Annotated in this window: 20 protein-coding genes and 1 riboswitch; of the genes, 14 read left to right on the forward strand and 6 right to left on the reverse strand. The window is 74.2% G+C overall.

All coding sequences use genetic code 11. The features are described from left to right. Positions 1-94: 94 nt before the first annotated feature. Positions 95-763 (forward strand): TetR/AcrR family transcriptional regulator C-terminal domain-containing protein, encoded by a 669-nt coding sequence (locus tag ACFVU3_RS30930; protein ID WP_390071399.1) that lies wholly within the window; start codon positions 95-97, stop codon positions 761-763. A 215-nt stretch (positions 764-978) separates the two neighbouring features. Here ACFVU3_RS30930 and ACFVU3_RS30935 read toward each other — a convergent pair whose 3' ends face one another. Beyond that, the gene (locus tag ACFVU3_RS30935) at positions 979-3,438 is read right to left on the reverse strand and encodes a DNA topoisomerase (ATP-hydrolyzing) subunit A (protein ID WP_390071401.1); all 2,460 of its coding nucleotides are present in this window, start codon (positions 3,436-3,438) and stop codon (positions 979-981) included. A gap of 182 nt (positions 3,439-3,620) precedes the next feature. Here ACFVU3_RS30935 and ACFVU3_RS30940 point away from each other — a divergent pair, with 182 nt between their 5' ends. The 4 genes from ACFVU3_RS30940 to ACFVU3_RS30955 all read left to right on the forward strand — a co-directional run bounded on the left by ACFVU3_RS30940 (position 3,621) and on the right by ACFVU3_RS30955 (position 8,450). Continuing rightward, a complete protein-coding gene (locus ACFVU3_RS30940) occupies positions 3,621-5,042 on the forward strand; it encodes a M16 family metallopeptidase (RefSeq protein ID WP_390071402.1) in 1,422 nt (473 codons plus the stop codon). 26 nt (positions 5,043-5,068) lie between these two features. Further along, positions 5,069-6,433 carry a M16 family metallopeptidase gene (locus tag ACFVU3_RS30945; RefSeq protein ID WP_390071466.1) on the forward strand — a complete coding sequence of 455 codons (1,365 nt, stop codon included), beginning with the start codon at positions 5,069-5,071 and terminating at the stop codon, positions 6,431-6,433. Between the two features lie 200 nt (positions 6,434-6,633). Then, a riboswitch (cyclic di-AMP (ydaO/yuaA leader) is annotated at positions 6,634-6,795 on the forward strand. A gap of 7 nt (positions 6,796-6,802) precedes the next feature. Continuing rightward, the gene (locus ACFVU3_RS30950) at positions 6,803-7,573 is read left to right on the forward strand and encodes a M23 family metallopeptidase (RefSeq protein ID WP_390071404.1); all 771 of its coding nucleotides are present in this window, start codon (positions 6,803-6,805) and stop codon (positions 7,571-7,573) included. A 193-nt stretch (positions 7,574-7,766) separates the two neighbouring features. Further along, positions 7,767-8,450, forward strand: a complete 684-nt coding sequence (locus ACFVU3_RS30955) for a GntR family transcriptional regulator (protein WP_390071406.1) — start codon at positions 7,767-7,769, stop codon at positions 8,448-8,450. A gap of 204 nt (positions 8,451-8,654) precedes the next feature. On the opposite strand, the gene ACFVU3_RS30960 is transcribed toward ACFVU3_RS30955, so the two are convergent. Then, positions 8,655-8,936, reverse strand: coding sequence for an HPr family phosphocarrier protein (locus ACFVU3_RS30960; protein ID WP_043227291.1), 282 nt, complete (start codon positions 8,934-8,936; stop codon positions 8,655-8,657). A 204-nt stretch (positions 8,937-9,140) separates the two neighbouring features. Here ACFVU3_RS30960 and ACFVU3_RS30965 point away from each other — a divergent pair, with 204 nt between their 5' ends. The 7 genes from ACFVU3_RS30965 to ACFVU3_RS30995 all read left to right on the forward strand — a co-directional run bounded on the left by ACFVU3_RS30965 (position 9,141) and on the right by ACFVU3_RS30995 (position 20,078). After that, the gene (locus ACFVU3_RS30965) at positions 9,141-12,170 is read left to right on the forward strand and encodes a GNAT family N-acetyltransferase (RefSeq protein ID WP_390071408.1); all 3,030 of its coding nucleotides are present in this window, start codon (positions 9,141-9,143) and stop codon (positions 12,168-12,170) included. Positions 12,171-12,209: 39 nt separating this feature from the next. Then, the gene (locus ACFVU3_RS30970) at positions 12,210-12,806 is read left to right on the forward strand and encodes a DUF5998 family protein (protein WP_390071410.1); all 597 of its coding nucleotides are present in this window, start codon (positions 12,210-12,212) and stop codon (positions 12,804-12,806) included. Next, on the forward strand, positions 12,806-14,011 hold the full coding sequence (locus ACFVU3_RS30975) for an alkaline phosphatase family protein (RefSeq protein WP_390071412.1): 1,206 nt from the start codon (positions 12,806-12,808) through the stop codon (positions 14,009-14,011). Before ACFVU3_RS30970 ends, ACFVU3_RS30975 begins: the two co-directional genes overlap by 1 nt. A gap of 69 nt (positions 14,012-14,080) precedes the next feature. Continuing rightward, complete coding sequence (locus tag ACFVU3_RS30980; protein WP_390071413.1) at positions 14,081-14,731, forward strand: thymidine kinase; 651 nt, start codon at positions 14,081-14,083, stop codon at positions 14,729-14,731. Between the two features lie 328 nt (positions 14,732-15,059). After that, positions 15,060-17,684, forward strand: a complete 2,625-nt coding sequence (locus ACFVU3_RS30985; RefSeq protein ID WP_390071415.1) for a YfhO family protein — start codon at positions 15,060-15,062, stop codon at positions 17,682-17,684. 64 nt (positions 17,685-17,748) lie between these two features. After that, on the forward strand, positions 17,749-18,714 hold the full coding sequence (locus tag ACFVU3_RS30990) for a glycosyltransferase family 2 protein (protein ID WP_390071417.1): 966 nt from the start codon (positions 17,749-17,751) through the stop codon (positions 18,712-18,714). Between the two features lie 2 nt (positions 18,715-18,716). Next, the gene (locus tag ACFVU3_RS30995; RefSeq protein WP_390071419.1) at positions 18,717-20,078 is read left to right on the forward strand and encodes a polysialyltransferase family glycosyltransferase; all 1,362 of its coding nucleotides are present in this window, start codon (positions 18,717-18,719) and stop codon (positions 20,076-20,078) included. A 21-nt stretch (positions 20,079-20,099) separates the two neighbouring features. Here the strand turns inward: ACFVU3_RS30995 and ACFVU3_RS31000 are convergent, their stop codons facing one another. Continuing rightward, positions 20,100-20,876, reverse strand: coding sequence for a VOC family protein (locus ACFVU3_RS31000; protein WP_390071421.1), 777 nt, complete (start codon positions 20,874-20,876; stop codon positions 20,100-20,102). Between the two features lie 161 nt (positions 20,877-21,037). On the opposite strand from ACFVU3_RS31000, the gene ACFVU3_RS31005 reads away from it, so the two are divergent. Next, positions 21,038-21,865: a sulfurtransferase gene (locus ACFVU3_RS31005; protein ID WP_390071423.1), complete on the forward strand. Its 828-nt coding sequence runs from the start codon at positions 21,038-21,040 to the stop codon at positions 21,863-21,865. 61 nt (positions 21,866-21,926) lie between these two features. Here ACFVU3_RS31005 and sepH read toward each other — a convergent pair whose 3' ends face one another. Beyond that, positions 21,927-22,985 (reverse strand): septation protein SepH, encoded by a 1,059-nt coding sequence (gene sepH / locus ACFVU3_RS31010; RefSeq protein ID WP_390071425.1) that lies wholly within the window; start codon positions 22,983-22,985, stop codon positions 21,927-21,929. A gap of 378 nt (positions 22,986-23,363) precedes the next feature. On the opposite strand from sepH, the gene ACFVU3_RS31015 reads away from it, so the two are divergent. Beyond that, the gene (locus ACFVU3_RS31015) at positions 23,364-24,383 is read left to right on the forward strand and encodes a hypothetical protein (RefSeq protein WP_390071427.1); all 1,020 of its coding nucleotides are present in this window, start codon (positions 23,364-23,366) and stop codon (positions 24,381-24,383) included. Between the two features lie 7 nt (positions 24,384-24,390). On the opposite strand, the gene ACFVU3_RS31020 is transcribed toward ACFVU3_RS31015, so the two are convergent. Beyond that, positions 24,391-25,728: a D-arabinono-1,4-lactone oxidase gene (locus ACFVU3_RS31020; protein ID WP_390071429.1), complete on the reverse strand. Its 1,338-nt coding sequence runs from the start codon at positions 25,726-25,728 to the stop codon at positions 24,391-24,393. Continuing rightward, positions 25,670-26,929: an MFS transporter gene (locus ACFVU3_RS31025; RefSeq protein ID WP_390071430.1), complete on the reverse strand. Its 1,260-nt coding sequence runs from the start codon at positions 26,927-26,929 to the stop codon at positions 25,670-25,672. Before ACFVU3_RS31025 ends, ACFVU3_RS31020 begins: the two co-directional genes overlap by 59 nt. Positions 26,930-26,981: the final 52 nt, after the last annotated feature.

A 26,981-nucleotide genomic window follows, 5' to 3' on the forward strand; every position in this document is an offset into this window, starting at 1 on the left:
CCTCCAGTCCTTAACGCTGTTAAATGCCGGCGGCCACAGCATCTCCTTAACGGTGTTAAGGAGTCAAGGGGGAGCAACGGGATACCGTGACGGGGTGGCGACCAAGAAGACGAGCAAGCTGGACCCCGGCCAGGTGGCGGAGACAGCCCTGCGGCTGCTGAACGAGCGGGGCCTGGAGGGGCTCACGCTCCGCGCCATCGCCCAGGAGCTGCACGTCCAGGCCCCCGCCTTGTATTGGCACTTCAAGAACAAGCAGGCCCTGCTCGACGAGATGGCGACCGTCATGTACCGGCGGATGGTCGCCGAAGCGGAGGCCCGCCCGGCCGCCGGAGGGAGCTGGCAGGAGCTGATCCTCACCGCCAACCGGGGGCTGCGGGCCGGACTGCTGCGCTACCGCGACGGCGCCAAGGTCTACAGCGGCGCCCGGTTCACCGGCACCGAACACGCCCAGGACATGGAGCGGCAGCTCGGGGCCCTGGTCGACGCCGGGTTCACGCTGCGCGAGGCGGTGCGCGCCAGCACCACGGCGTACATGTACACGCTCGGTTTCGTCACCGAGGAGCAGGGCACCGAGTCCCAGCCCGGAGAACCCCGGGAGGGCTTCGACATCGAGGAGCGCGCCCGCCGTCTCGCCGCGTACCCCCTGGCGGCCGCGGCCGGCGCGGAGATCTTCGCCGGCTACGACGACCGGTTCGAGGAGGGCCTGAGGCTGATCGTCGCGGGCATCGAGACGGTGTACGCCCCCGGGGCCGCGCGGTCCTGACGGGGCGTCCGGGGCCGGGCCTCCTCGCGCCAGGGAGGCCGCGTCCTCCTGGTGCGACGAAGCTCCCGTCGGGCGGGCCCGCGTGCGAAGAAGCCCCGTACGACAGCCCCGTACGACGAACCCCCCGTACGACGAGCCCCGTACGACGAAGCCCCCGCTCCGAACGCAGCGGGGGCTTCGTCGTACGGCCGTCGTGCGGGGCCGGGCGCGGGCGGCTAGCTCGCCGGGCCCGCCACCACGTCCACCGGCTGCGGCAGCGGGGTGCCCGAGCCGTCGCGGCGCGGGTCCGGCTCCGGCAGGTCGACCGGGGTGCCGTTCTTCTGCGCGGCCCGCGCGGGCAGGGTCCCCGCCCAGGCCAGGACCAGCACGTCCTCGCCCTTCAGGAAGCGCTGGCAGCGCACGCCGCCGGTCGCCCGGCCCTTGCGCGGGTACTGGTCGAACGGGGTCAGCTTCGCCGAGATCGCCGCGGCACCGCCCAGGGTGCCCGTCGAACCCGCCACCGTGAACACGGCCGCGTCCGCCGCCGGGTCCACCGCGGCGAAGGACAGCACCTCGGCGCCGGCCGCCAGCTTGATGCCCGCCATGCCGCCGGCCGGACGGCCCTGCGGCCGCACCTGGGAGGCGGGGTAGCGCAGCAGCTGCGCGTCGGACGTGATGAAGACCAGGTCCTCCTCGCCCGTCCGCAGCTCGACCGCGCCGACGATCCGGTCACCGTCCTTGAGGGTGATGACCTCCAGCTCCTCCTTGTTCGCCGGATAGTCCGGCACCACGCGCTTGACGACGCCCTGGAGGGTGCCGAGCGCGAGTCCGGGGGAGGACTCGTCGAGGGTGGTCAGGCAGACCACCGTCTCGTCCGCCTCCAGGGTCAGGAACTCGCTCAGCGGCGCGCCGCCCGCCAGGTTCGGCGCGGCGGCCGTGTCGGGCAGCTGCGGCAGGTCGATGACGGCGATCCGGAGGAGCCGGCCCGCGGAGGTCACCGCGCCCACGTCGCCGCGCTGGGTGGCGGCCACCGACGAGACGATCGCGTCGTGCTTGGTCCGCTTGGCGTCCGGCTCGGCCGGCGGCAGCTCCGCCGAGACCGTCCGGGCCAGCAGGCCGGTCGAGGAGAGCAGGACCCGGCACGGGTCGTCCGCGACCTCCAGGGGGACGGCCGAGACGGGCGCGCCCGCCGACTCCAGGAGGACCGTGCGCCGGTCGGTGGCGAACTTCTTGGCCACCGCGGCCAGCTCCGCCGAGACCAGCTTGCGCAGCTCGGAGTCGGAGTCCAGGATCCCGGTCAGCTCGTCGATCTCGCCGGTCAGCCGGTCCCGCTCGGTCTCCAGCTCCAGGCGGTCGAACTTGGTGAGCCGGCGCAGCGGGGTGTCCAGGATGTACTGGGTCTGGATCTCGCTGAGCGAGAAGCGCTCCATCAGGCGCTCCTTCGCCTGCGCCGAGTTCTCGCTCTCCCGGATGAGGCGGATGACCTCGTCGATGTCGAGGAGCGCGACGAGGAGGCCCTCGACCAGGTGGAGCCGGTCGCGCTTCCTGCCGCGGCGGTACTCGGAGCGGCGGCGGACGACCTCGAAGCGGTGGTCGAGGTAGACCTCCAGCAGCTCCTTGAGGCCCAGGGTGAGCGGCTGGCCGTCCACCAGGGCCACGTTGTTGATGCCGAAGGACTCCTCCATCGGCGTCAGCTTGTAGAGCTGCTCCAGGACGGCCTCGGGCACGAAGCCGTTCTTGATCTCGATGACCAGGCGGAGTCCGTGGGCCCGGTCGGTGAGGTCCTTGACGTCGGCGATGCCCTGGAGCTTCTTCGAGCCGACCAGGTCCTTGATCTTGGAGATGACCTTCTCGGGGCCGACCGTGAAGGGGAGTTCGGTGACGACGATGCCCTTGCGGCGGGCCGTCACGGTCTCCACCGACGTGGTGGCGCGGATCTTGAAGGTGCCGCGGCCCGACTCGTACGCGTCCCGGATGCCGTTCAGGCCGACGATCCGGCCGCCGGTCGGCAGGTCGGGGCCGGGGACGAAGCGCATCAGCGCGTCCAGGTCGGCGTTCGGGTAGCGGATCAGGTGGCGGGCGGCCGCGACGACCTCGCCGAGGTTGTGCGGCGGCATGTTGGTCGCCATGCCGACCGCGATGCCCGAGGCGCCGTTCACCAGCAGGTTCGGGTACGCGGCGGGGAGCGCGACCGGCTCCCGCTCCTGGCCGTCGTAGTTGGGCGCGAAGTCGACCGTGTCCTCGTCGATGGACTCGGTCATCAGGAGGGCGGCCGGGGCCATCCGCGACTCCGTGTACCGCATCGCGGCGGGCGGGTCGTCGTTGCCCAGCGAGCCGAAGTTGCCGTGGCCGTCGACCAGCGGCACGCGCATGGAGAAGGGCTGCGCCATGCGCACCATGGCGTCGTAGATGGAGGCGTCGCCGTGCGGATGCAGCTTGCCCATCACCTCGCCGACCACGCGGGCGCACTTCACGAACCCGCGGTCCGGGCGCAGGCCCATCTCGTTCATCTGGTAGACGATGCGCCGCTGGACGGGCTTCATGCCGTCGCGGGCGTCGGGCAGGGCACGCGAGTAGATGACCGAGTAGGCGTACTCGAGGAAGGAGCCCTGCATCTCGTCGACGACGTCGATGTCGAGGATCCTCTCCTCGTACGCGTCGTCCGGCGGCGGTGTCTTCGTGCTGCGGCGGGCCATCGCGGCTGCTGCTCCTTCTCCGACAAGGCTTGATCTGACGCGGACCATTGTGGACCGTGCCACCGACAAGACTGACCGCGACCCGGACGAGGGACATCTCGGGGGTCCGGGAACTTCGCCAGGTGTCGACGCGCTTGCATACAGTGGCAGGACTTTTCCAGATCGCGATCGAAGGGACGTACATGCCCATGGGTCACACGGCCACGGCCGAGGCCGGCTCCGGCGGCCTGACAGCGACCGAGCACCGGCTGGCGAACGGCCTGAGGGTGGTCCTCTCCGAGGACCACCTGACCCCGGTCGCCGCGGTCTGCCTCTGGTACGACGTCGGCTCGCGCCACGAGGTCGAGGGCCGCACGGGCCTCGCCCACCTCTTCGAGCACCTGATGTTCCAGGGCTCGAAGCAGGTGCACGGCAACGGGCACTTCGAGCTGGTGCAGGGCGCCGGCGGCTCGCTCAACGGCACGACCAGCTTCGAGCGCACCAACTACTTCGAGACCATGCCCGCCCACCAGCTGGAGCTCGCGCTCTGGCTGGAGGCCGACCGGATGGGCTCGCTGCTGGCCGCCCTCGACGACGAGTCGATGGAGAACCAGCGGGACGTCGTGAAGAACGAGCGCCGCCAGCGGTACGACAACGTGCCGTACGGCACCGCCTTCGAGAAGCTCACCGCGCTCGCGTACCCGGAGGGCCACCCGTACCACCACACCCCCATCGGCTCGATGGCGGATCTGGACGCGGCCACCCTGGAGGACGCGCGGGCCTTCTTCCGCACCTACTACGCGCCCAACAACGCGGTCCTGTCGGTCGTCGGCGACATCGACCCGGAGCAGACGCTCGCCTGGGTCGAGAAGTACTTCGGCTCCATCCCCGGCCACGACGGCAAGCCCGCCCCGCGCGACGGCGGCCTGCCGGAGGTCATCGGCGAGCAGCTGCGCGAGGTCGTCGTCGCCGAGGTCCCGGCCCGCGCCCTGATGGCCGCCTACCGGCTGCCCGAGGACGGCACGCGCGCGTGCGACGCCGCAGACCTCGCCCTCACCGTGCTCGGCGGCGGCGAGTCCTCCCGTCTGCACAACCGGCTGGTCCGCCGCGACCGCACCGCCGTCGCCGCCGGCTTCGGTCTGCTCCGGCTCGCCGGCGCCCCCTCGCTCGGCTGGCTGGACGTCAAGACGTCCGGCGGCGTCGAGGTCCCGGTCATCGAGGCGGCCGTGGACGAGGAGCTGGCCCGCTTCGCCGCGGAGGGACCGACCGCCGAGGAGATGGAGCGCGCCCAGGCCCAGCTGGAGCGCGAGTGGCTGGACCGGCTCGGCACGGTGGCCGGCCGCGCGGACGAACTGTGCCGGTTCGCCGTGCTGTTCGGCGACCCGCAGCTCGCCCTGACCGCCGTCGACCGCGTCCTCGGCATCACCGCCGACGAGGTGCGCGAGGTGGCCGCGGCCCGGCTCCGCCCCGACAATCGCGCGGTGCTGGTCTACGAGCCTGTAGAAAACGGCGCGAACGGCGCGAACGGCGCGAACGGCGCGAACAGCGCGACCGGCACGGCGGAGGCCGCCGGCGCCGCCGGCGCCACCGAGGACAGCGACGAGGAAGAGGGAGCGGAGAAGTGACGGACACCGCCGAGTCCCTGACCAGCATGGAGTTCCACCCGCGGCCGCAGGCCGGCGCGGCGAAGCCGTGGGCCTTCCCGGCCCCCGAGCGCGGCGCCCTGGACAACGGGCTGACCGTGCTGCGCTGCCACCGTCCCGGCCAGCAGGTCGTCGCCGTCGAGATCTTCGTCGACGCGCCGCTGGACGCCGAGCCCGAGGGCCTGGACGGCGTCGCCACCATCATGGCGCGCGCCCTCTCCGAGGGGACCACCGAGCGCGGCGCCGAGGAGTTCGCGGCCGAGCTGGAGCGCTGCGGCGCCACCCTCGACGCGCACGCGGACCACCCCGGTGTCCGGGTCTCCCTGGAGGTCCCGGTCTCCCGGCTCCCGAAGGCGCTCGGGCTGGTCTCCGAGGCCCTGACCTCCCCGGCCTTCGACGCCGACGAGATCAAGCGCCTGGTGGCCAACCGGCTCGACGAGATCCCGCACGAGACCGCCAACCCGGGCCGCCGGGCGGCCAAGCAGCTCTACAAGGAGCTCTTCCCGGACACCGTCCGGATGTCCCGGCCGCGCCAGGGCACCAAGGAGACCGTGGAGGCCATCGACGCCGCCGCCGTCCGCGCGTTCTACGACGCGTACCTGCGGCCCGCCGCCACCACCGCGGTCGTCGTCGGCGACCTCACCGGCGTCGACCTGGACGAGGTCCTCGCCGAGACCCTCGGCGGCTGGACCGGCAAGCCGGCCGCGCCGCGCCCGATGCCGCCGATCACGGCCGACGACACCGGACGGGTCGTCATCGTCGACCGCCCCGGGGCCGTCCAGACCCAGCTGCTCATCGGCCGGATCGGGCCGGACCGCCACGACGCCGTCTGGGCCGCGCAGGTCCTCGGCGTCTACTGCCTCGGCGGCACTCTGACGTCGCGTCTGGACGCGGTGCTGCGCGAGGAGAAGGGGTACACGTACGGCGTGCGCGCCTTCGGGCAGGTGCTCCGCTCGGACGGCGAGGGCCACGGCGCCTCGATGCTCGCCATCAGCGGTTCGGTCGACACCCCCAACACCGGTCCGGCCCTCGGCGACCTGTGGAAGGTGCTCCGCACCCTGGCGGAGGGCGGTCTGACCGACGCCGAGCGGGACGTCGCCGTGCAGAACCTGGTGGGCGTGGCCCCGCTCAAGTACGAGACGGCCGCGTCGGTGGCGGCGACCCTCTCCGACCAGGTCGAGCAGCACCTCCCGGACGACTACCAGGCCCGGCTGTACGCGCGGCTCGCCGAGACCGGCACGGTCGAGGCCACGGCCGCCGTCGTCAGCGCCTTCCCGGTGGACCGGCTCGTCACCGTCCTGGTGGGCGACGCCGCGCAGATCGAGGAGCCCGTGCGGGCCCTCGGCATCGGTGAGGTGACCGTGGTGAGCTGACGTCCCGTCGGCACCCGGCGGAGGTCTCCGATGTGACGACGCATCGGAGACCTCCGCTTTGTCCGTTATGGCACTAGAAAATGATCGTATGCCCTGTGGCATGTCTTACAAAAACACGTGTCTGTTTGGCGATCGACACCCGTCCGGCCTAGCGTCGGTGCGTCTGTCCGACCCACGCACGCGCCGCACCCGCGGCAACCGGACAGTCATCGCCGAGTCCCCGTCAGGCGCGAGCCTGGGGAGCCGGGGACCCACGCAGTCCCTGGGGTGAATCGGACGCCTTCGTCACGCGGAGGGGTCCGTAGGAGACCTTCCTGCTCCGAACCCGTCAGCTAACCCGGTAGGCGAGAAGGAAGGAAAGGAACCGTCTTGGCGTTCACCCGTGCCACCGGGAAGCACCGTGGTGCGAGCCGCATGGCTCGCCGCAGCGCCGGCATCGCCGGCGTGGCCGCCCTCGCCACCACCGGCGTCGTCGGCACCCTCGCCTCTCCGGCGCTCGCCGCCGACACGGACGACCGTTCCGCCGAGGACACCGGCCTCATCCAGGTGATCGCCGACGAGTCCATCGCCGACCAGATCAGCGCCCAGGTCGCCGTCCAGGAGCAGGAGGCCGTCGAGGCCGAGGCCCGGGCCAAGGTGCGCGCGGAGGCGAAGCGCAAGGCCGAGGCCCGCGCCCAGGAGATCCGCGAGGCCAAGGAGCGCGCCGCCCGTGAGGCCGAGCGCCGCCGCCTCGCCTCCTTCAACCTCCCGGTCGCCGGCTCGTACGTCTCCACCGGCTACAAGACCGGCGGTTCGCTCTGGTCCTCCGGCAGCCACTCCGGCGTCGACTTCCACGCGGCCTACGGCAGCTCGGTCGTCTCCGTCGGCTCCGGCACCGTCGTCGAGGCCGGCTGGGGCGGCGCGTACGGCAACAACATCGTGATCCGGATGAACGACGGCACGTACACCCAGTACGGGCACCTGTCGTCCATCGGCGTCTACGTCGGCCAGTCCGTCGAGCCCGGCCAGCAGATCGGCGTCTCCGGCTCGACCGGCAACTCGACCGGCCCCCACCTCCACTTCGAGGCCCGGGCGACCGCCGAGTACGGCTCCGACCTCAACCCCGTCGCGTACCTCCGCGCCCGCGGCGTCAGCCTCTGACCCGTCACCCCGCGTCGAAACGGCCCCGGCTCCCACGAGCCGGGGCCTTTTCGTCGCCCTTCGCCCATGACGACCGCTTCCGCGAACCGGACGAATTCCGAGGGGGCATCGGAATTTCCGGCGCGCTGCAATAGAGTCGCGGAGGAAGCGCCGCTCGAATTCGGTGCGCGCGGAGCGAAAGCGGAGGTCGGACATGCGGGTTCCCGCGCAATCGGTATGCACGGCGATCCGGGACGACATCGTCTCGGGGGTCTTCGAGCGCGGCAGCCGGCTCACCGAGGACCAGCTCGCCCGCCGCTACGGCGTCTCCCGCGTCCCGGTCCGCGAGGCGCTGCGCACCCTGGAGTCCGAGGGCTTCGTGGTCAGCCGGCGGCACGCGGGCGCCCAGGTCGCCGAACCCACCGAGCAGGAGGCGGCCGACCTCCTCGACGTACGGGCGCTGCTCGAACCGCTCGGCGCCGCCCGGGCCGCCCAGCGGCGCACCGACGCCCACCTCAAGGTGCTGCGCGGCCTGGTGAGGCTGGGGCAGGAGCGGGCCAGGCGGGGCCAGGGCGAGGATCTGCGGGCGCTCGGCGGCTGGTTCCACGAGACGCTCGCGCAGGCGTCCGGGAGCCCGGCGCTGACCGCGCTCCTCACCCAGCTGCGCCACAAGATCGCCTGGATGTACGTGGTGGACCAGCCGGACCGGCCGGTGGACGCCTGGGCCGAGCACGGGGCGATCGTGGACGCCATCGCGCGCGGGGACGCCGAGCGCGCCCGCGCGCTGACCGCCCTGCACGCCGAGCACACGCTTCCGCTGCACCGGCTGAAAAGGCCCGAGCGGGGCCGTGTGAGGGTTTCGCAACATGCCGTCAACACGGCGAGTGCCCGGAATTAACACGGGTGTCGTATACAAAGAATAGTAATTCCGGGGCCTTTTTCGTGCTGCCCGAAAAAGGAATGACGTGAGTCCGGGAATGCCGGAGACGCCTGTACCCGAAAATCCCGGACGTCCCTGTGCCCGGAAATGCCGGACGGCCCCGTCCGCCGGGAGGTCCGGGGGCGCGGCCGTCAGGGAAGGGCTGGGGTACGACCCGCCGGGTCAGACCGTCTCGGGGAGCTCGTCGAGACCCTCGGCGACGAGCTTGGCGAGGCGCTCCAGCGCGGCCTCGGCACCCTCGGCGTCCGAGGCGAGCACGATCTCCTCGCCGCCCTGCGCGCCCAGGCCGAGCACCGCGAGCATGGAGGCGGCGTTCACCGGGTTGCCGTCGGCCTTGGCGATGGTCACCGGGACACCGGAGGCCGTGGCGGCACGGACGAAGATGGAGGCGGGGCGGGCGTGCAGGCCCTCGGCCCAGCCGACGTTGACGCGGCGCTCAGCCATGGTGTTGCCCTTCGGGTCTTCAGCGGTTGTCTAGACCAGTCTCTCACGGGTCGCGGCGTGCTCGGGCCGACCTGGGTCCCGCGTCCGTGCGACGTTCGGCCCTCCTACCTTGCACGGGGTGCCGGGGGCGCGCGAGCCGTGTACCGCCGAGGAGTGGGCGCGCGAACGGTGCCGCCGTCGCACCCCGGTCGTAGGCTTTGCCCCATGCGGAGCGCGTCGGAGCAGGCGGACGGACCGGAGCGGGCGGGCGGGACGGGAGCGGGGGAGCACCCGGCCCCCGGGGAACACGCCTACCCCGACCACTGGGAGGCCGACGTCGTGCTGCGCGACGGCGGCACCGCGCGCGTCCGGCCCATCACCGCCGACGACGCCGGCCGGCTCGTCAGCTTCTACGAGCAGGTCTCGGACGAGTCGAAGTACTACCGCTTCTTCGCCCCCTACCCGCGGCTCTCCGCCAAGGACGTCCACCGCTTCACCCACCACGACTTCGTCGACCGGGTCGGCCTCGCGGCCACCGTCGGCGGCGAGTTCATCGCCACCGTCCGCTACGACCGGATCGACGGGCGGGGCCTGCCCGCCTCGGCGCCCGCCGACGAGGCCGAGGTCGCCTTCCTCGTCCAGGACGCCCACCAGGGCCGCGGCGTCGCCTCCGCCCTCCTCGAACACATCGCGGCCGTCGCCCGCGAGCGCGGCATCCGCCGCTTCGCCGCCGAGGTGCTCCCCGCCAACACGAAGATGATCAAGGTGTTCACGGACGCCGGCTACACCCAGAAGCGCAGCTTCGAGGACGGCTCCGTCCGGCTCCACCTCGACCTGGAGCCCACCGACCGCTCCCTCGCCGTCCAGCGCGCCCGCGAGCAGCGCGCCGAGGCCCGCTCCGTCCAGCGGCTCCTCGCCCCCGGCTCGGTCGCCGTCGTCGGCGCCGGACGCACCCCCGGCGGAGTCGGCCGGACCGTGCTGCGGAACCTGCTGGGCGCCGGCTTCACCGGCCGGGCGTACGCGGTCAACCCCGCCCTCGACGCCCCGGGGACCGACCTCGACGGCGTGCCCGCCTTCCCCTCCGTCGCCGCCATCGGCGCCCCCGTGGACCTCGCGATCGTCGCGGTCCCCGCCGAGCGGGTCCCCGAGGTCGTCGCCGACTGCGGCGAGCACGGCGTGCGCGGCCTCGTCGTCCTCTCCGCCGGATACGCCGAGAGCGGCACCGAGGGCCGCGAGCGCCAGCGGGCCCTGGTCCGCCAGGCCCGCTCGTACGGCATGCGGATCATCGGGCCCAACGCCTTCGGCATCATCAACACCTCCGCCGATGTCCGGCTCAACGCCTCCCTCGCCCCCGAGATGCCTGCCGCCGGCCGCATCGGCCTCTTCACCCAGTCCGGCGCCATCGGCATCGCCCTCCTCGCCGGACTGCACCGGCGCGGCGCCGGCCTCTCCTCCTTCATCTCCGCCGGCAACCGCGCGGACGTCTCCGGCAACGACTTCCTCCAGCACTGGTACGACGACCCGGCGACCGACGTCGTCCTCCTCTACCTGGAGTCGATCGGCAACCCGCGCAAGTTCACCCGGCTCGCCCGCCGCACCGCCGCCGTCAAGCCGGTCGTCGTCGTCAAGGGCGCCCGCCACAGCGGCAGCGCCCCGCCCGGCCACCGCGTCCCCGTCACCCGCATCCCGCACGCCACCGTCTCCGCGCTGCTCCGCCAGGCCGGCGTCATCCGCGTCGACACCGTCACCGAGCTCGTCGACGCCGGACTGCTCCTCGCCGGACAGCCGCTGCCCGCCGGGCCGCGCGTCGCGATCCTCGGCAATTCCGAGTCCCTCGGCCTGCTCACGTACGACGCCTGCCTGACCGAGGGGCTGCGGCCGCAGCGGCCCGTGGACCTGACGACCGCCGCCACTCCGGCCGACTTCCGGGACGCGCTCGCCGCGGCCCTCACCGACGACTCCTGCGACGCGGTCGTCGTCACCGCGATCCCCTGGGTGGGCATCGAGGGCACCACCGAGGTGCTGGCCGCCTCCCTCCGGGAGGCCGTCGCCGGCGGCGGCGCCGCCGCTGCCGCCAAGCCGGTCGTCGTCGTCCACGTCGAGATGGGCGGCCTCGCCGAGGCGCTCTCCGCCGCCACCAGCACCCGCCCCGCCCCCGGACGCACCCGCCGCCCCGCCGCCGCGGCCCCGGAGCCCCCCGTCGCCGCCGCGGCCCCGGGGACCCCCGTGCTCGCCGCGAGCCCGGGGACCGCCGCGAGCCCGGGGACCGCCGCGAGCCCGGGGACCGCCGCGAGCACGGAGACCCCCGCGAGCACGGAGACCCCCGCCGGCTCCGCGCCCCAGGGGACGCCGGACGCCCCGGCGCCCGCTCCCGCGCGGAACATCCCCGCCTACCCCGCCGCCGAGCGGGCCGTGCGCGCGCTCGCCGAGGCCGTGCGCTACGGCCAGTGGCGCCGGCAGGCCGCCGAGCCGGGACGCGTACCGGAGTACGACTCCATCGACGAGGCCGGCGCCGCCGCCCTCATCGACCGGGTCCTCGGCGAGCGGGGCGCCGGACAGGAGTCCCGGGGCGTGACCCTCACCGCCGAGGAGGCCGGCGAACTGCTCGGCCGGTACGGCATCGCCCTGCGCCCCACCCTGCCCGCGCCCGGACCCGACGCCGGCGTCGCGGCCGCCGCACGGCTCGGCTACCCGGTGGCGCTCAAGACCACCGCCCCCCACCTGCGCCACCGCCCCGACCTCGGCGGCGTCCGGCTCGACCTGGCAACCGAGGAACAGCTGCGCACCGCCTACGCCGAGCTGACCGAGGCCCTCGGCAAGCCCGAGGAGCTCCAGCCCGTCGTCCAGGCGATGGCGCCCCGGGGCGTCGACACCGTGGTGCGCGCCACGATCGACCCCGCCGCCGGCGCCGTCCTCTCCTTCGGTCTGGCCGGCGCCGCCTCCGAACTGCTCGGCGACACTGCCCACCGGCTCGTCCCGGCCACCGACCGGGACGCCGCCGAACTGGTCCGCTCCATCCGCACCGCCCCGCTGCTCTTCGGCTGGCGCGGCTCGGCCCCCGTCGACACCCCCGCCCTGGAGGAACTGCTGCTCAGGGTCTCCCGGCTGGTCGACGACCACCCGGAGATCGTCTCCGTCGCGCTCGAACCGGCCGTGGTCGCCCCCACCGGCGTCTCCGTCCTCGGCGCCGCGGTCCGGCTCGCCCCGGCCGCACCCACCACCGACCTCGGCCCGCGCCGCCTGCCCAGCTACTGACGGGTCCGGGGGTGTCCGCGGCCCCGTAGGATGGAGTCCATGGCGAAAAGCGGTACGACGACCCAGGGGCTGCGCGCGGCGATCGAGCGCAGCGGCTACTACCCGGCACTCGTGGCCGAGGCGGTGGAGGCCGCCGTCGGCGGCGAGGAGGTCGCGTCGTACGTGGTCCACCAGGAGACCACCTTCGACGCCAACGAGGTCCGGCGCCACGTCACCGTCCTCGTGCTGACCCCGAGCCGCTTCATCGTCAGCCACACCGACGAGCAGGCGGCCGACAACAGCTCCCCGAGCCCGTACGCCACCACGTCCACCGAGTCCGTGAAGCTCGACCGGATCTCGTCGGTCGTGGTCAGCCGCGTCGTCGCCAACCCGGAGTCGTACACCCCGGGCACCGTGCCCCGCGAGGTCGTCCTCACCATCGGCTGGGGCGCCGTCTCCCGGATCGACCTGGAGCCCGCGGCCTGCGGCGACCCGAACTGCGACGCCGACCACGGCTACACCGGCAACGCCACCGCCGACGACCTCAGCCTGCGCGTCAGCGAGGCCGGCGACGGCCCGGACACCGTCCGGCAGACCCTCATCTTCGCCCAGGCGCTCTCCGAGGCCACGGCCGCCATCCCGACGGCCGGCCGCTGATGGCGCAGCCGACCTCCGTCGCCCACGGCTGGCCCGACGACCCGGTCCCGCTCGCCCCGGAGACCGCTCCGGTCCCCGAGTACGGCTCCGGCTCCCTCGGCGACCTGCTGCCCACCCTCGTCGCCGGCCAGGGCGTGCCCGGCTTCGAGGCGCGGATCACCGAGCTGACCCCCGCCGACCGCGTCTGCGTCTTCCTGGTGGACGGGCTCGGCTGGGAGCAGATCAAGGCCCACCCGGACGAGGCCCCCTACCTGGCCTCGCTCCTCGGCACCTCGCGCGGCGGCACCGGCCGGCCGATCACCGCCGGCTTCCCCGCCACCACCGCGACCTCCCTCGCCTCCGTCGGCACCGGCCGCGCCCCCGGCGCCCACGGCCTGGGCGGCTACACGGTCCGCAACCCGGAGTCCGGCGAGCTGATGAACCAGCTCAAGTGGCGTCCCTGGACCCCGCCGAAGGTCTGGCAGCCGTACCCGACCGTCTTCCGGCTGGCGCACGAGGCGGGGATCCACACCGCGCAGGTGTCCTCCCCGATCTTCGAGCAGACCCCGCTCACCCAGATCGCGCTGAGCGGCGGCACGTTCCACGGACGCCTCTCCGGCGAGGAGCGGATGGACCTCGCCGCCGAGCAGCTGGCCGGCGGCGACCGCTCGCTGGTCTACACGTACTACAGCGAACTCGACGGCGCCGGGCACCGCTTCGGCATCGACTCCGACGCCTGGCGCGGCCAGCTCATGCTGGTCGACCGGCTGGTGCGAAGGCTCGCCGAGCAGCTGCCGGCCCGCTCGGCGCTGTACGTCACCGCCGACCACGGCATGGTCGACGTCCCCTTCGACGAGGAGCACCGCATCGACGTCGACGAGGACTGGGAGCTGCGCGCCGGCGTCGCCCTCCTCGGCGGCGAGGGCCGTGCCCGGCACGTCTACGCCGTCCCCGGCGCCGAGGCCGACGTCCTCACCTGCTGGCGCGAGGTCCTCGGCGAGCAGTTCTGGGTGGCGGGCCGCGACGAGGCCATCGCCCTCGGCTGGTTCGGCGACACGGTGGACGAGCGGGTGTACGGCCGGATCGGTGACGTCGTCGCCGCCGCCCACGAGGACGTCGCCCTCGTCGCCTCCGTCGGCGAGCCGCTGGAGACCCAGATGACCGGCATGCACGGGTCGATGACCCCCGCCGAGCAGTTCGTGCCGCTCCTCGAAGTCCGTCCCTGACCCTTCCCGACCCTGTCCCCTCCCGTCCCGTCCTCTCCCCACCCCGACCCGAAAGGTCTCCGACCCGTCATGCCCGAGCTGGTGTTCTTCTCCGGAACGATGGACTGCGGAAAGAGCACGCTGGCTCTCCAGATCGCGCACAACCGTGACGCGCGCGGACTCCAGGGCGTGATCTTCACCCGGGACGACCGGGCGGGCACCGGCAAGCTGTCCTCGCGGCTCGGCCTGGTGACCGAGGCCGTCGAGGCGCCGGAGGGCATGGACGTCTACGCCTACCTGGTCGACCAGCTCTCCCAGGGCGGCAAGGCCGACTACGTGATCGTCGACGAGGCGCAGTTCCTCGCCCCGGCCCAGATCGACCAGCTCGCGCGGATCGTCGACGACCTCGGGCTCGACGTGTACGCCTTCGGGATCACGACCGATTTCCGCACCAAGCTCTTCCCCGGCTCGCAGCGGCTGATCGAGCTCGCCGACCGGATCGAGCAGCTCCAGGTCGAGGCGCTGTGCTGGTGCGGCGCCCGCGCCACCCACAACGCCCGGACCGTCGGCGGCCACATGGTCGTCGAGGGCGAGCAGGTCGTCGTCGGCGACGTGAACACCGCCGCGGAGGTCGTCGGGTACGAGGTGCTGTGCCGCCGGCACCACCGCCGCCGGATGACGAGCGCGAGCGCCCGGGCGGCCTCCCTGTCGCCGGACGTCCTGCCCGTCACACCGGCCTGACGGACGCGGTCCGCTGGACGCTTGTCCGGCGGACCTGGTCTGCCGGACGCCGGTCCGGCGGGTCCCGGCGTGCCTCGCGCCCCTCCCGGACGCCGGCCCGGCGTGCTTGGCGTCCCCTCCCGGGTCCGGCGGACGTCCCCTCCCGGACGCGTCCCCGTCGCCCGCCGCTTCCCCCGGACGGCGGTGGTGACACCGGGTGTTCACCTCCGGGCTGCCGGGAGATCGCCGGGTGATCCCTTTCGGGTCGCCCCCACCAGGAGTAATGGGTTCGTCCCGCCGTGCGTTCGCCGCGGGTGATCGACGAGAGCCCCGTGCTCCTGGAGGACCCGTGCCACCCGCCGCCACACCCGTGCCCGCCCCTGACCGGGACGGGGCCCGGGGCGGCCCCCGGCGGGCCCGGAACCCGCTGTTCCTCGCCCCCGCCGGCGCCGGACTGCTCACGGCCGCCGTGTTCGTCCTGGCCACCGCGCTCGCCCGCAGCCACCCCCTCGGCCCGTACACCCGGAACGTCGTCGACCTGGGCCAGCAGTACCTGCCGTACCACGCCTACTGGCGCGCCTTCCTGCTCGGCGACACCCACGGCGACGCCTTCCTCAACTGGAACTCCGGCTTCGGCGCGGGCTTCCTCGGCGACATCGGCACCTATCTGAGCAGCCCCTTCTCGCTGCTCGTCGTCCTCTTCCCGGCCGACCGGCCCGAACTGGCGCTGTACGTCATCACCGCGCTCAAGATCGCCGCGGCGGGGGCGGCGATGGCGGCGCTGCTGATCCGGCTCCGCCCGACCGCCCGCACCGGCCCCTGGCCGCTCGCCGCCCTCCTCGGGGCCGCGTACGCGCTCTCCGGCTGGACCTTCAACCACGGCGCCTCCGTGCCCATGTGGCTGGACGGCCTCATCGCCTTCCCGCTGCTCTGCCTGGTCGCGGAGTGGGCCAGGGCCGGCCGCCGGTCCGTCCTCGGCCCGCTCGTCGTCGCCGTCGCCTGGATCGCCAACTTCTACACCGCCTACATGGCCACCCTCGGCGCGGCGCTCTTCCTCGCCGTGCGGCTCCTCACCGCCGAGCCGGCCGGCACCCGCCGCCGGCTCGCCGTCCTGCTCCGCGCCGGGTGGACCGTCGGCCTCGGCGTCGGGCTCGCCGCGCCGCTCGTCCTCGTCGTCTTCAGCGGGACGAGATACGCGGACCCGACCCCCGAGACCGTCTTCGCGCCCGCCTCCTGGGCCGAGCTGCTCGGCCGCTTCCTGCCCGCCACCGCCAACGTGGACACCCCGGCGCTCTTCATCGGCACACCCGCGCTCGTGCTCGCCCTCACCCTGCCCTTCAACCGGGCCGTCGCCCCGCGGGTACGGCTCGGCTGGTCGGCGCTGATCGTCCTGGTGACGCTCTCCCTCCAGTGGGGGCCGACCCACCTCCTCTGGCACGCGGGCGCCTCGCCCAACGGCAACCCCTACCGCCAGACCTTCGTCCTGTGCGGCCTGCTCCTCGTCGCCGCCTGGCTCTCCGCCGCCCCCGGACCGCCCCGCCCGGCCGCCCTGCTCGGCGCCGCCGCCCTCGCCGGGGCGTTCGCGCTCGCCGCCCGGGGCAGCTCCGACATCGACGCCTGGACGTACCCCGCCGCCGGCGCCGCCGTCCTGCTCGCCCTCGGCGCCGCGCTCCTCGCCCTCCGCGCCGCCCGCCCGGCGGCCGCCCGCGCGGTGCCCGTCGCCGCCGCCGCGCTGCTGCTCGCCGCCCAGGCGGGCGAGACGGCCGTCAGCGGGATGCGCGTCGAGGCGCAGCAGCGCGCCGATGTCGCCTGGGCGCCCCGGATCGGCCCCTGGCAGCGGGCGGTGGCCGCCGAGGTCGCCCGGGCCGACGCCTGGCCGGCGTACCGCACCGACCCCGGGCCGCTGCCCGGCGGCAACGAACCGCTGCTCCTCGGCGGCGAGGGCGCGGACGCCTACTCCAGCCTCACCACCGAGAACACCTCACGGACCCTGGACTCCCTCGGCTTCGGCCACTACGCCAAGGGCCGGCACCCCGAGACCCTCGACAACCCCGTCACCGACGCGATCTTCTCCATCGGCACCCGCGTCCGCTCCGAGGCCGACGGGCCGGTGCGCCAGGACGCGGCGCCCCGCGGCACCGCGAGCGCCACCACCACCCCCGTACCGCCGCTCGTCACCGTCCATCCCGCCGGGAACGCCACCGTGGACCCGGAGGAGTCCGCCTTCCGCAACCAGGAACTCCTCCTCGGCTCCTCCGTCTACACGCTGCCCGCCGTCCGCCGCTCCGGCACCACCCTCACCGCCCGCTGCCCGGCCGGCACCGAGGTCTGGTTCTGGGCGCCCGCGTTCAAGGGCACCGCCGCCCTCGCCGGCGCCGCCCCCGCCGACTACGACGGACGCCCGCCCGCCGTCCGCGCCCCCATGCGGGCGCTCGGCACCGTCCCGGCCGGCGGCGCCGTCCGCGTCGACCTGGTCACCGACCGGGCGATCACGCTGCCCCGCCTCTCCGTCGGCTGCCTCGACCGCGGCCGGCTCGCCACCGCCGTCGCCCGCCTCACCGCCACCGGCGCCACCCGGGTCACCACCACCGGCCACGGCCTCACCGCCGAACTGCCGCCCGGCAGCACCGGTGTCGCCGTCGTCGCCGTCCCCCGCGCCACCGGCTGGCGGTGCGCCGCCGGCGACGCCGAGGCCGTCTCCGCCCGCTCCCACCGGGGCCTGCTCGCGATCCCCCTCGACGGCCGCGCGACCCGCGTGAGCTGCACCTTCCGTCCCCCCGGCGTCGTGCTCGGCGCCGCGGCCGGGGCGACCGCGCTCCTCGCCCTCCTCGCCACCGCCGCCCTCGCCCGACGGCGCGCGCGGCGCCCGGCGGGCGGTTCGCCCGAGGGGCGACAAGAGTTCACCGACCGTCCACACGAGGCTCGTTCGGGCGGCCAGGACGCCGATTACGCTGCCCGCCGTACCGGCGCCTGACAGCCGGAAGACACCTGCGATTCCATCCGTGTCCGCCTCCCGATCCAGTGTGGGGATTCTCCGCGTGCCCAAACTCTCCGTCGTCGTCCCCTTCCACAACGTCGGGCCGTACGCCCCCGACACCGTGCGCAGCCTCGCCCTCAACGCGGACCCGGACTTCGAGTTCCTCCTGGTCGACGACTGCTCCACCGACGAGACCCCGGACGTCCTCGACCGCTGGAAGGACCGGATCCCGAACGCCCGGGTCATCCGCCACGAGACCAACCTCGGCGTCGCCCAGGCCCGCAACACCGGCATCGACGCCGCCACCGGCGACTACCTCACCTTCCTCGACGGCGACGACTGGTACGCCCCCGGCCACCTCCGCGCCGCCGTCGACGGCATCGAGCGCCTCGGCTGCGACTTCGCCCGCACCGACCACGTCCTCGCCGAGGGCCGCAAGCGGCACGTCAAGTACGCCCCCGCGAAGGTCCGCGACGCCGTCATGGACCCCCGCGACGGCATCGCCCCGGCCAGCATGGTCACGATGGTCGACTACCCCTTCGTCCCCTTCGGGATCTACAGCGGCCGGCTCTTCGAGGACGGCGCGTCCCGCTTCGAGACCAAGCTCCGCACCGCCGAGGACCGCCTCTGGGTCTGGCGCCTCCACCTGAAGGCCACCACCTTCGCCGCCCTCTCCCTGCACGGCGTCTTCTACCGGCGCGGAGTCACCACCTCGCTCACCCAGATCAGCGACAACCGCCAGCTCGACTTCATCCCGTCCTACGACCTCCTCCTGGAGGAGGTCTCCCGGGACCGCGACGCCGACCGCTTCCTGCCCAAGGCCGTCCGCACCTACTGCGCCATGATCGCCTTCCACGTGAACAAGGCCGGGAAGTACGAGCCCGAGGTCGCCGAGCGGCTGCGCGCCGACGTCGCCGACGCCCTGCTCCGCATGGACCAGGACGTCCTCGAAGAGACCCTCGCCACCATGGACACCCCCCGCGCCACCCTTCTGCGGAGCCTGCGCGAGACCGGAAGGAACCTCTGACCATGACCACCGACACGGCCGCCGCCCCGGTCACCGGCCCGCTCCCGGTCCAGATCTTCCAGGTCTCCACCCTCTACGGGGCCGCCACCGTCGCCGCCGCGATCGACGCCGGCCTGTACGGCGCCCCGGGCGACGCCCGCCGCCTCCTGCTGCTCTCGCACAACGCCGAGATCCCGGAGACCGCGCTCCGCCTGGAGTCCATGACGGGCTACGCGCGGATCGCCGCCCGCTTCGACGGCGTCCTCGACTGGAACGAGACGATCCACCCGTACCACCCGGCCGCCTGGGCCCCCCGGCCCGAGGAGACCCCGCTCTGGCAGCGCGTGCTGCGCACCGCCTGGGACCTCGGCACCGCCCGGGTCGAGCTGATCGTGGAGTCCATCCAGGTCAACCCGGCCAAGGCGCTCGGCGCCTGCTTCCCGGAGAGCTCCGTGGAGGTGTACGCCGACGGGCTGATGAGCTACGGCCCCACCCGCTCGGACGTCGCCCAGTCCCTCGCCTGCCGGATCCGCCGGCTTCTCCACCTCGACCTGGTGCCCGGCCTCACCCCGATGCTGCTCACCGAGTACGGCATCGGCTCCGAACTGGTGCCCGACGCCGCCTTCCGCGCGGTCCTCGCCGAGATCGCCGCCGACGCCGGCGACGACCCGGCGGTCGCCGCCGCCGTGGCCGCCGCGCCCACCGCGCTCCTCCTCGGCCAGTACCTTGCCGCGCTCGGCCTCCTCACCGTCGAGGAGGAGGAGGAACTGCACGTCCGGATGGTCCGCGGCGCCGCCGCGCTCGGCCACCGCAGCATCGTCTTCAAGCCGCACCCCACCGCGCCCGCCGGCTATTCGACCGCGCTCCAGGAGGCCGCCGAGGAGGCCGGGGTCCGGCTCACCGTCCTCGACGTGCCGCTGCTCGCCGAGACCTTCTACGAGCGCTGCGAGCTGCGGCTCGTCGTCGGCTGCTTCTCCACGGCGATGCTCACCGCCGCCGTCTACTACGGGGTGCCCGTCGCCCGGGTCGGCACCGAGGAGCTGCTGGAGCGGCTGACCCCCTTCGAGAACAGCAACCGGATCCCGCTCACCGTGGTCGACCACCTCGTGCCCGCCCTGGAGGGCGACGGGGCGCCGGCCGTGCCCGGCCCGGCGCCCGGCTCGCTCGCCCCGCTCGTCCGCGCGGTGAGCTACTGCATGCGGCACAAGGCCCACCCCGGCATGCGGGCCGAGACCGAGCTGTACCTGGCGGCGCACCACGCCGATCCGGCCGTCGCCCACCACTTCGGCCCCGTACGCCTCACCCAGCTGGGCCTCCCGGGCGGCGAGCCCGCCCCGGCCGGCCCCTCGCTGCTCCGCCGGAGCCTCGCCCGCGGCCGCCGCTGACGCCGGCCGCGGCCGGTGCCGTCAACGGTCGCGTGACCTCACGAGGGTGAACACGGCGCCCTCCAGGTCCGCGACCAGGGCCAGCCGCCCGGCCGTGCCGTCCCGGGGCGGCCGCAGCACCTGGCCGCCCAGCTCGACCACCAGCCGGGCCGCCGCGTCCGTGTCGTCCACCTCGAAGTACGTCATCCAGTGCGGGCCCCGGTCCCGGGGCAGCTCCTCGCCCACGCCGTGGAGCGAGGCGACCGGGCGCCCCTCCACGTGCAGGGTGGCGTAGTCGAAGTCGGCGGCCGAGACCACCGGCTCGACGTCGTAGCCGAAGACCGTCCGGTAGAACTTGCCGACCGTGGCCGTCTCGTACGTGAGCAGCTCGTTCCACACCGGCGTCCCGGGCGGGCCGGCGAGCGCGGTGCCGTGGTGGGCCTCCGCCTGCCAGACGCCGAAGACGGCGCCCGTCGGGTCGGCGCAGATGACCATGCGGCCCGCCTCGCCCGCGTCGAGCGGGCCCACCGCGACCGTCCCGCCGCAGCAGCGGATGGACTCCGCGGTCTCGTCGGCGTCCTGCGTGGCCAGGTAGGTGGTCCAGGCGATGTTCAGGTGCCGGTCCGGAGGCAGCTGCCCGATGCCGGCGACCTCCCGCCCGCCCAGCAGCGCCCGGACGTACGGGCCGAGAGCCTGAGGTCCCGGGACGAAGTCCCAGCCGAAGAGCGCCCGGTAGAACTCCTGGGTCGCCTCGATCCCGTGCACCATCAGACTCACCCAGCAGGGTGTACCCGGGCTGCGTCGAGCCGCCTCGGTCATCGTCGCTCTCTCCTCGGCCCTGGTCGTGACCGTGCCCCGCCGCCGGTGGGTTCCGCCGGGCCGCGCACGGCGCGCCCCGGTCGCACCCTTGCCTGGCGCGATCCATCGGGAGGACGCCGGGTCCGTCCCCGGCGCGGGCATGGCTGCGCGAGGATGGCCCCATGAACCCCATCATCTCCGCAAGCGAACTCGTGAGCGAGTCGGCGGGACCCCGGCCGCCGGTCCTCCTGGACGTGCGCTGGACCCTCGGGGGCCCGCCCGGCCGCCCGGCGTACGAGGCCGGGCACCTGCCCGGCGCCGTCTACGTGGACCTCGACACCGAACTGGCCGGACCGCCCGGAGAGGGCGGCCGGCACCCGCTGCCCGACCCGGAGGCGTTCGGGGCGGTCATGCGGCGGGCCGGCGTCCGCGCCGACGCTCCGGTGGTGGTGTACGACGGCGGGCTCGGCTGGGGCGCCGCCCGGGCCTGGTGGCTGCTGCGCTGGACGGGCCACCCGGACGTGCGGGTGCTCGACGGCGGCCTGGCCGCCTGGCCGGGGGAGCTGTCGGCGGAGGTGCCGGAACCGGAGGCGGGCGACTTCGCTCCGAAGCCGGGCGGGCTGCGGCTGCTCGACGCGGACGAGGCGGCGGCCCTGGCCCGCTCGGGGCTGCTCCTGGACGCCCGGGCCGCCGAGCGGTACCGGGGCGACGTGGAGCCCATCGACCGGGTCGGCGGCCACATCCCGGGCGCCCACTCGGCCCCGACGACGGAGAACGTGGCGGGGGACGGCCTCTTCCTCGCGGCCGGCGCGCTGCGCGACCGGTTCGCCGCGCTGGGCGCGGCGGAGGCGGCGGAGGTCGGCGTCTACTGCGGGTCCGGCGTCTCCGGCGCCCACGAGGTGCTGGCCCTGGAGCTCGCGGGCATTCCGGCGGCCCTCTACGCCGGCTCCTGGTCGGAGTGGTCCTCGGACCCGTCCCGTCCCGTGGCGACCGGCCCGGACCCGCGGTAGCGGAACGCGGAGGGGCCCGCACCGGATCGTCCGGTGCGGGCCCCTCCGTACGCCCGTGGCGTCAGTCCTGCTTCTTCCTGCGGGTCCCGAAGACGATCTCGTCCCAGCTGGGGACCGCCGCGCGGCGGCCCGGGCGGACGCCGTCGGCCTCCGCCTGCCGGTCGGTGGCGCCGTGCAGCCGGTCGCGGTGGCCGGAGACGGCGCGGGGCATGAGGACGTCGGCGTAGGCCGCGCCCGCCCCGGCGGAGGCGGCGGGAGCCGGGGGCTCCTCCGCCTCGACCTCGTCCGACGGCTCGCCGTCGGGCTGCTCGGGGACCACCAGGTCGCCGCGGAAGCTCGGCACCGCCTCCAGGAGGCTGGTGAGCGAGTCCCGCTCCTCATCGGGCTCCGGCGGCGGGGCCGGGGCGATCCGGTCGAGCTGCCGGTCCAGGGCGCGGTCCAGCGGCCGGTCCCGGGGCAGCCGGGCGATCCGCGGCACGAAGGGGAAGCTCGGCTCCGGCGCGGCGGCGAGGGTGTCGTCGGTCTCGCCGATCAGCGCCCGCGCCTCGTCGTCCACGGCCTGGACGAGCCGGCGCGGCGGGTCGTAGGTCCAGCTGGCGGTGTGCACCTCGCCGGCGACCCGGTAGACGAGCAGCACCTCCCAGGTGCCGTCGTCGCGCCGCCAGGAGTCCCACTGCACGGTGTCCTTGTCGGCGCCGCGCAGCAGCAGCCGCTCCTGCACCGCCTCGCCGAGCTGCGGCCCGCTGTTCTCGCCGGGCCGGCGCACCGGGGTCTTCCGGGCGCGCTCGGCCATGAACGCGCGCTCGGCGAGCACGGGTCCCTCGAAGCGGCGGACGCGGTCGACGGGGATGCCGGCGAGCTGGGCGACCTCCTCCGCGGAGGCACCGGCTCGTATCCGAGCCTGGATGTCGCGGGGGCGGAGGTGGCTCTCGACCTCGATCTCGATCTGGCCGAGGCGCGCGCGGTCGTTGCGCACGGCGGCCCGCAGCCGCTCGTCGATCGGAAGTGTGTACTCCGTGCTGTCGGCAGCCTTGAGCACCAGTCGTGTGCCGTCGTTGGAGACGGCCACGACACGCAGTTCGGGCATGGGGACCTCCCGGGTGGTGCCTGCCGACGTCACGTGCGTCGCTGCTTCCGCTAGTCGAGTGTGGCCTGCCCGGGTGCAGCCTGCCACTACCTTGCCGAGTTGCCCGGCGTGTCGGGCGTGGACCCTGGCCCGCCGTTATGGCACGGTTACCTGTTCACTACCCGGAGTGACTGGGCGTCACACTGGGTAGCGGTTCCGTTCCCGGGCGCCCCGGAAGGCGTCCGGACCCAGGGTTCGTCAATGTACTCCATTCGGGCCACTCGGGTGGACCGGCGCGCCGCCCAACTTCTCGGGGTGCGCGGGAGTTGAGCCTCCGCCTTCATTCCTCCCGCGTGGCACTCTTCACAGAACCCCCTGAACCGGAACTATTCGCTTCGCTCATATGTCCCTTCTGGGTGCACGGTGGAACAGATGAGCAAGCAGAGGGTGGAGATGCGTCACAGGCAGCCGACCGACACGGACGAGCCGGAGATACGGACTCCGGAGCCCGGCGGCGAGACCCCGGAGCCCGGCAAGGGGGCGAAGCGGAAGATCGACCTGAGCGTGCCTCAGGTGGCCGGCAGCGCCCTCGCCGCCGTGATCGCCGCCAAACTCGCCTCCACCCTCGGCGTCTACGGGACCATCCTGGGCGCCGGCGTGATCAGCGTCGTCGCCACCTGCGGCGGACCGCTCTTCCAGCAGCTCTTCTCCCGCACCGGCGAGCAGGTGCGGGACGCGACCGCCGCCGCCAAGCCGAAGGCGCGTCAGGTCCCGCTCCCCTCCCCGGCCGACGACCGCCGCACCCCTGCGCACGGCACCGGGCCCGGGGTCGCCGCGGCGCCGTTCCCGTACGACGACGCCTTCGGCGAGGCCACCACCCACGGCACCCGGCTGCGCGGCTGGAAGCGCCCGATGCTGGCCGCCGCGCTCGTCTTCGGCGTCACCATGGGCGGCATCACCACCTACGAGCTGGTCTCCGGCGAGGACTTCAGCGGCACCAAGGGCACCACCACCTTCGGCTCCGTGGTCCGCGGCGGCGGTACCCAGCAGGACGCCCCCGGGCAGCGGCAGGAGCAGCGGGAGCAGCAGGGGGAGGAGGGCGAGCGGGGGCAGGAGCCGCAGGCGCCCGCGCCCACCGGCTCCGCCGGCCAGGACGACCGGGTGGAGACCGGGGAGGGATCCGGCACGGAGACGGGCCCCCCGTCCACCGGCCCCACCCCCGACCCCGGGACGGGGACGCCGGGCGGGGACGCCACCACCGCGCCCACCCCGGACCCGACCGGCTCCGGCGGCGGCACGGACCCCACGCGGGAGCCCACCGCGCCGACGACGGACCCGACGGCCCCCGCGACGCCGTCCGCCCCCGCCGGGACCCCCGGCACGGGCGCCCAGGACGCCCCGACGGCCCCGTCGGGCGACTCCTGGCCGTCGCTTTCGGATCAGGCCGGGTGAGGACCCGTCAGTCGCCCAGGACCCGCCGCAGGTGGTCGTTGCCGAAGAGGCGGTCCGGGTCGAGCCGGTCGCGCAGCGCCGTGAACTCGGCGAAGCGCGGATAGACGCCGGCCAGGTAGGCGGCGTCCCGGGTGTGGACCTTCCCCCAGTGCGGCCGTCCCCCGTGGGCGGTCATGATGCGCTCCACCGCGGTGAAGTACCCGCGGTGGGGCGTTCCCCTGTAGAGGTGCACGGCGATGTAGACCGTCTCCCGGCCGGAGGCCGTGGACAGCGCGATGTCGTCGGCGGGCGCGGTGCGCACCTCCACCGGGAAGCTCACCTTCAGCGGCGAGCCCTCCACCATCGCCTTCAGCTCGCGCAGCGCCGTCGTCGCGGCCTCGCGCGGCAGCGCGTACTCCATCTCCAGGAAGCGGACCCGGCGCGGGGAGGTGAAGACCTTGTACGGGATGTCGGTGTACGTACGGGACGACAGGGCGCGGCTGGAGATCCGGGCGATCGCCGGGATGGCCGGCGGCACCGCGCGGCCGAGCGAGCAGGCCGCCCGGAAGACCCCGTTGGAGAGGAACTCGTCCTCGAACCAGCCGCCGAGGCGCGGCAGCGGGGCGGCGGGACCGGCGCTGCGGTTGTTGCGCTTGGTGTTGCAGTTGTCCGTGTGGGGGAACCAGTAGAACTCGAAGTGGTCGTTCTCCGCGTGCAGCTCGTCGAAGTCGGCGATCACCCGGTCGAAGCGCATCGGCTCCTCCCGCGCGGTGAGCAGGAAGACCGGCTCGACGGCGAAGGTCATCGCGGTGACCACGCCGAGCGCGCCCAGGCCGATCCGGGCCGCCGCGAAGACCTCGGGACGCTCCTTCTCGGAGCAGGTCATCAGGGTCCCGTCGGCCGTCACCAGCTCCAGGGCGCGGATCTGGGCCGCGATCGAGGCGGAGGCGCGGCCGGTGCCGTGGGTGCCGGTGGAGGTGGCCCCGGCGACCGTCTGCTCCATGATGTCGCCCATGTTCGTGAGCGACAGGCCCTCCCGGGCCAGCGCCACGTTGAGCCGCTTCAGCGGGGTGCCCGACTCCACGGTCACGGTCATCGCCCCGCGGTCGATCCGCCGGATCCCGGTGAGCAGGTCCGGGCGGACCAGCACCCCGTCGGTGGCCGCGATCGAGGTGAAGGAGTGGCCGGTGCCGACCGTCTTCACCCGCAGCCCGTCCCCGGCCGCCCGGCGGATCTCGGCGGCCAGCTCCTCGGCCGAGGCCGGGCTCACCTCCCGCACCGGGCGGGAGGTGACGTTCCCCGCCCAGTTACGCCACGGGCTGCCCGCCGTCCTGGAGCTCCCCGGTCCCGCTGTCCTCGTGCTCATCTCGCCCCTCCCGGTCCGTCACCGGCGTGCGCAGCCGGCGGTGGCCGAGGACGGCCACCACGACCGCGAGCGCGCCCGAGACGACGGGCACCACGTACGCCGACTCCGCCCCCGAGGCGTCGACCACCCAGCCGGCGGCCGAGGAGCCGAGCGCCACGCCGATCGCGAGGCCGGTGCCGGTCCAGGTCATGCCCTCGGTGAGCTGGGTGTGCGGTACGTGCTTCTCGACGAGGGCCATCGTGGTCACCATCGTCGGCGCGATGGAGAGGCCCGCGACAAAGAGCGCCACGGCCAGCAACGGCAGGTTCCCGGCCAGTAGGAGGGGGATCATACTCACGGCCATCGCGCAGACGCCCAGCAGCCACCGGCGGGACGGCTCGCCCTTGAGGTGGAGCAGTCCGAAGACCGCGCCGGCCAGGCAGGAGCCCAGCGCGTAGACGGCGAGGACCAGGCTGGCGGCGGCCTTCTGGCCCCGCTCCTCGGCGAAGGCGACGGTCACCACGTCCACCGAGCCGAAGATCGCGCCGGTGGCGACGAAGGCCAGGGCGAGGACCTGGAGGCCGGGGGAGCGGAGCGCCGAGCCGCGCTTGACGGCGGGCTGCGGGTGCGGCGCGGGCTCGGTCCCGCGCTGGGCGGTCAGCCAGAAGACGCCGATCGCCAGGAAGACGCCGGCCAGCAGCGGGCCGGCCTCGGGGAACCAGGTGGTCGACAGGCCGATGGAGATGATCGGGCCGAAGATGAAGCACACCTCGTCGACGATCGACTCCCACGAGTACGCGGTGTGCAGCGAGCGGGCGTCGCCCCGGTAGATGTCCGCCCAGCGGGCCCGGGTCATGGCGCCGACGCTCGGCACGACGCCGATCACGGCCGTGAAGGCGAAGAGCGTCCAGTCCGGCGCCTTCTGCTGCACGCAGAGCAGCAGTCCGGTGGCGGCGACGAGGGAGATCAGGGTGACCGGGCGGAGCACCCGGCGCTGCCCGTACCGGTCGACGAGGCGGGAGACCTGGGGGCCGAGCACGGCGGCGGACATCGCCAGGGTCGCCGAGAGGGCGCCGGCCAGGCCGTAGCGGCCGGTGACCTGGGAGATCATCGTGACGATGCCGATGCCCATCATGGAGAGCGGCATCCGGCCGAAGAAGCCGGCCACGGAGAACGAGGTGGTACCGGGCGCCGAGAAGATCGCGCGGTAGGGACTGGGCAAGGGGTTCTCCGGCTCTGCGACGCGGCGTGCCGTCCGCTCGTCACGGTCAACA

The organism is Streptomyces sp. NPDC058052, from assembly GCF_042885515.1.
Classification (GTDB): Bacteria; Actinomycetota; Actinomycetes; order Streptomycetales; family Streptomycetaceae; genus Streptomyces.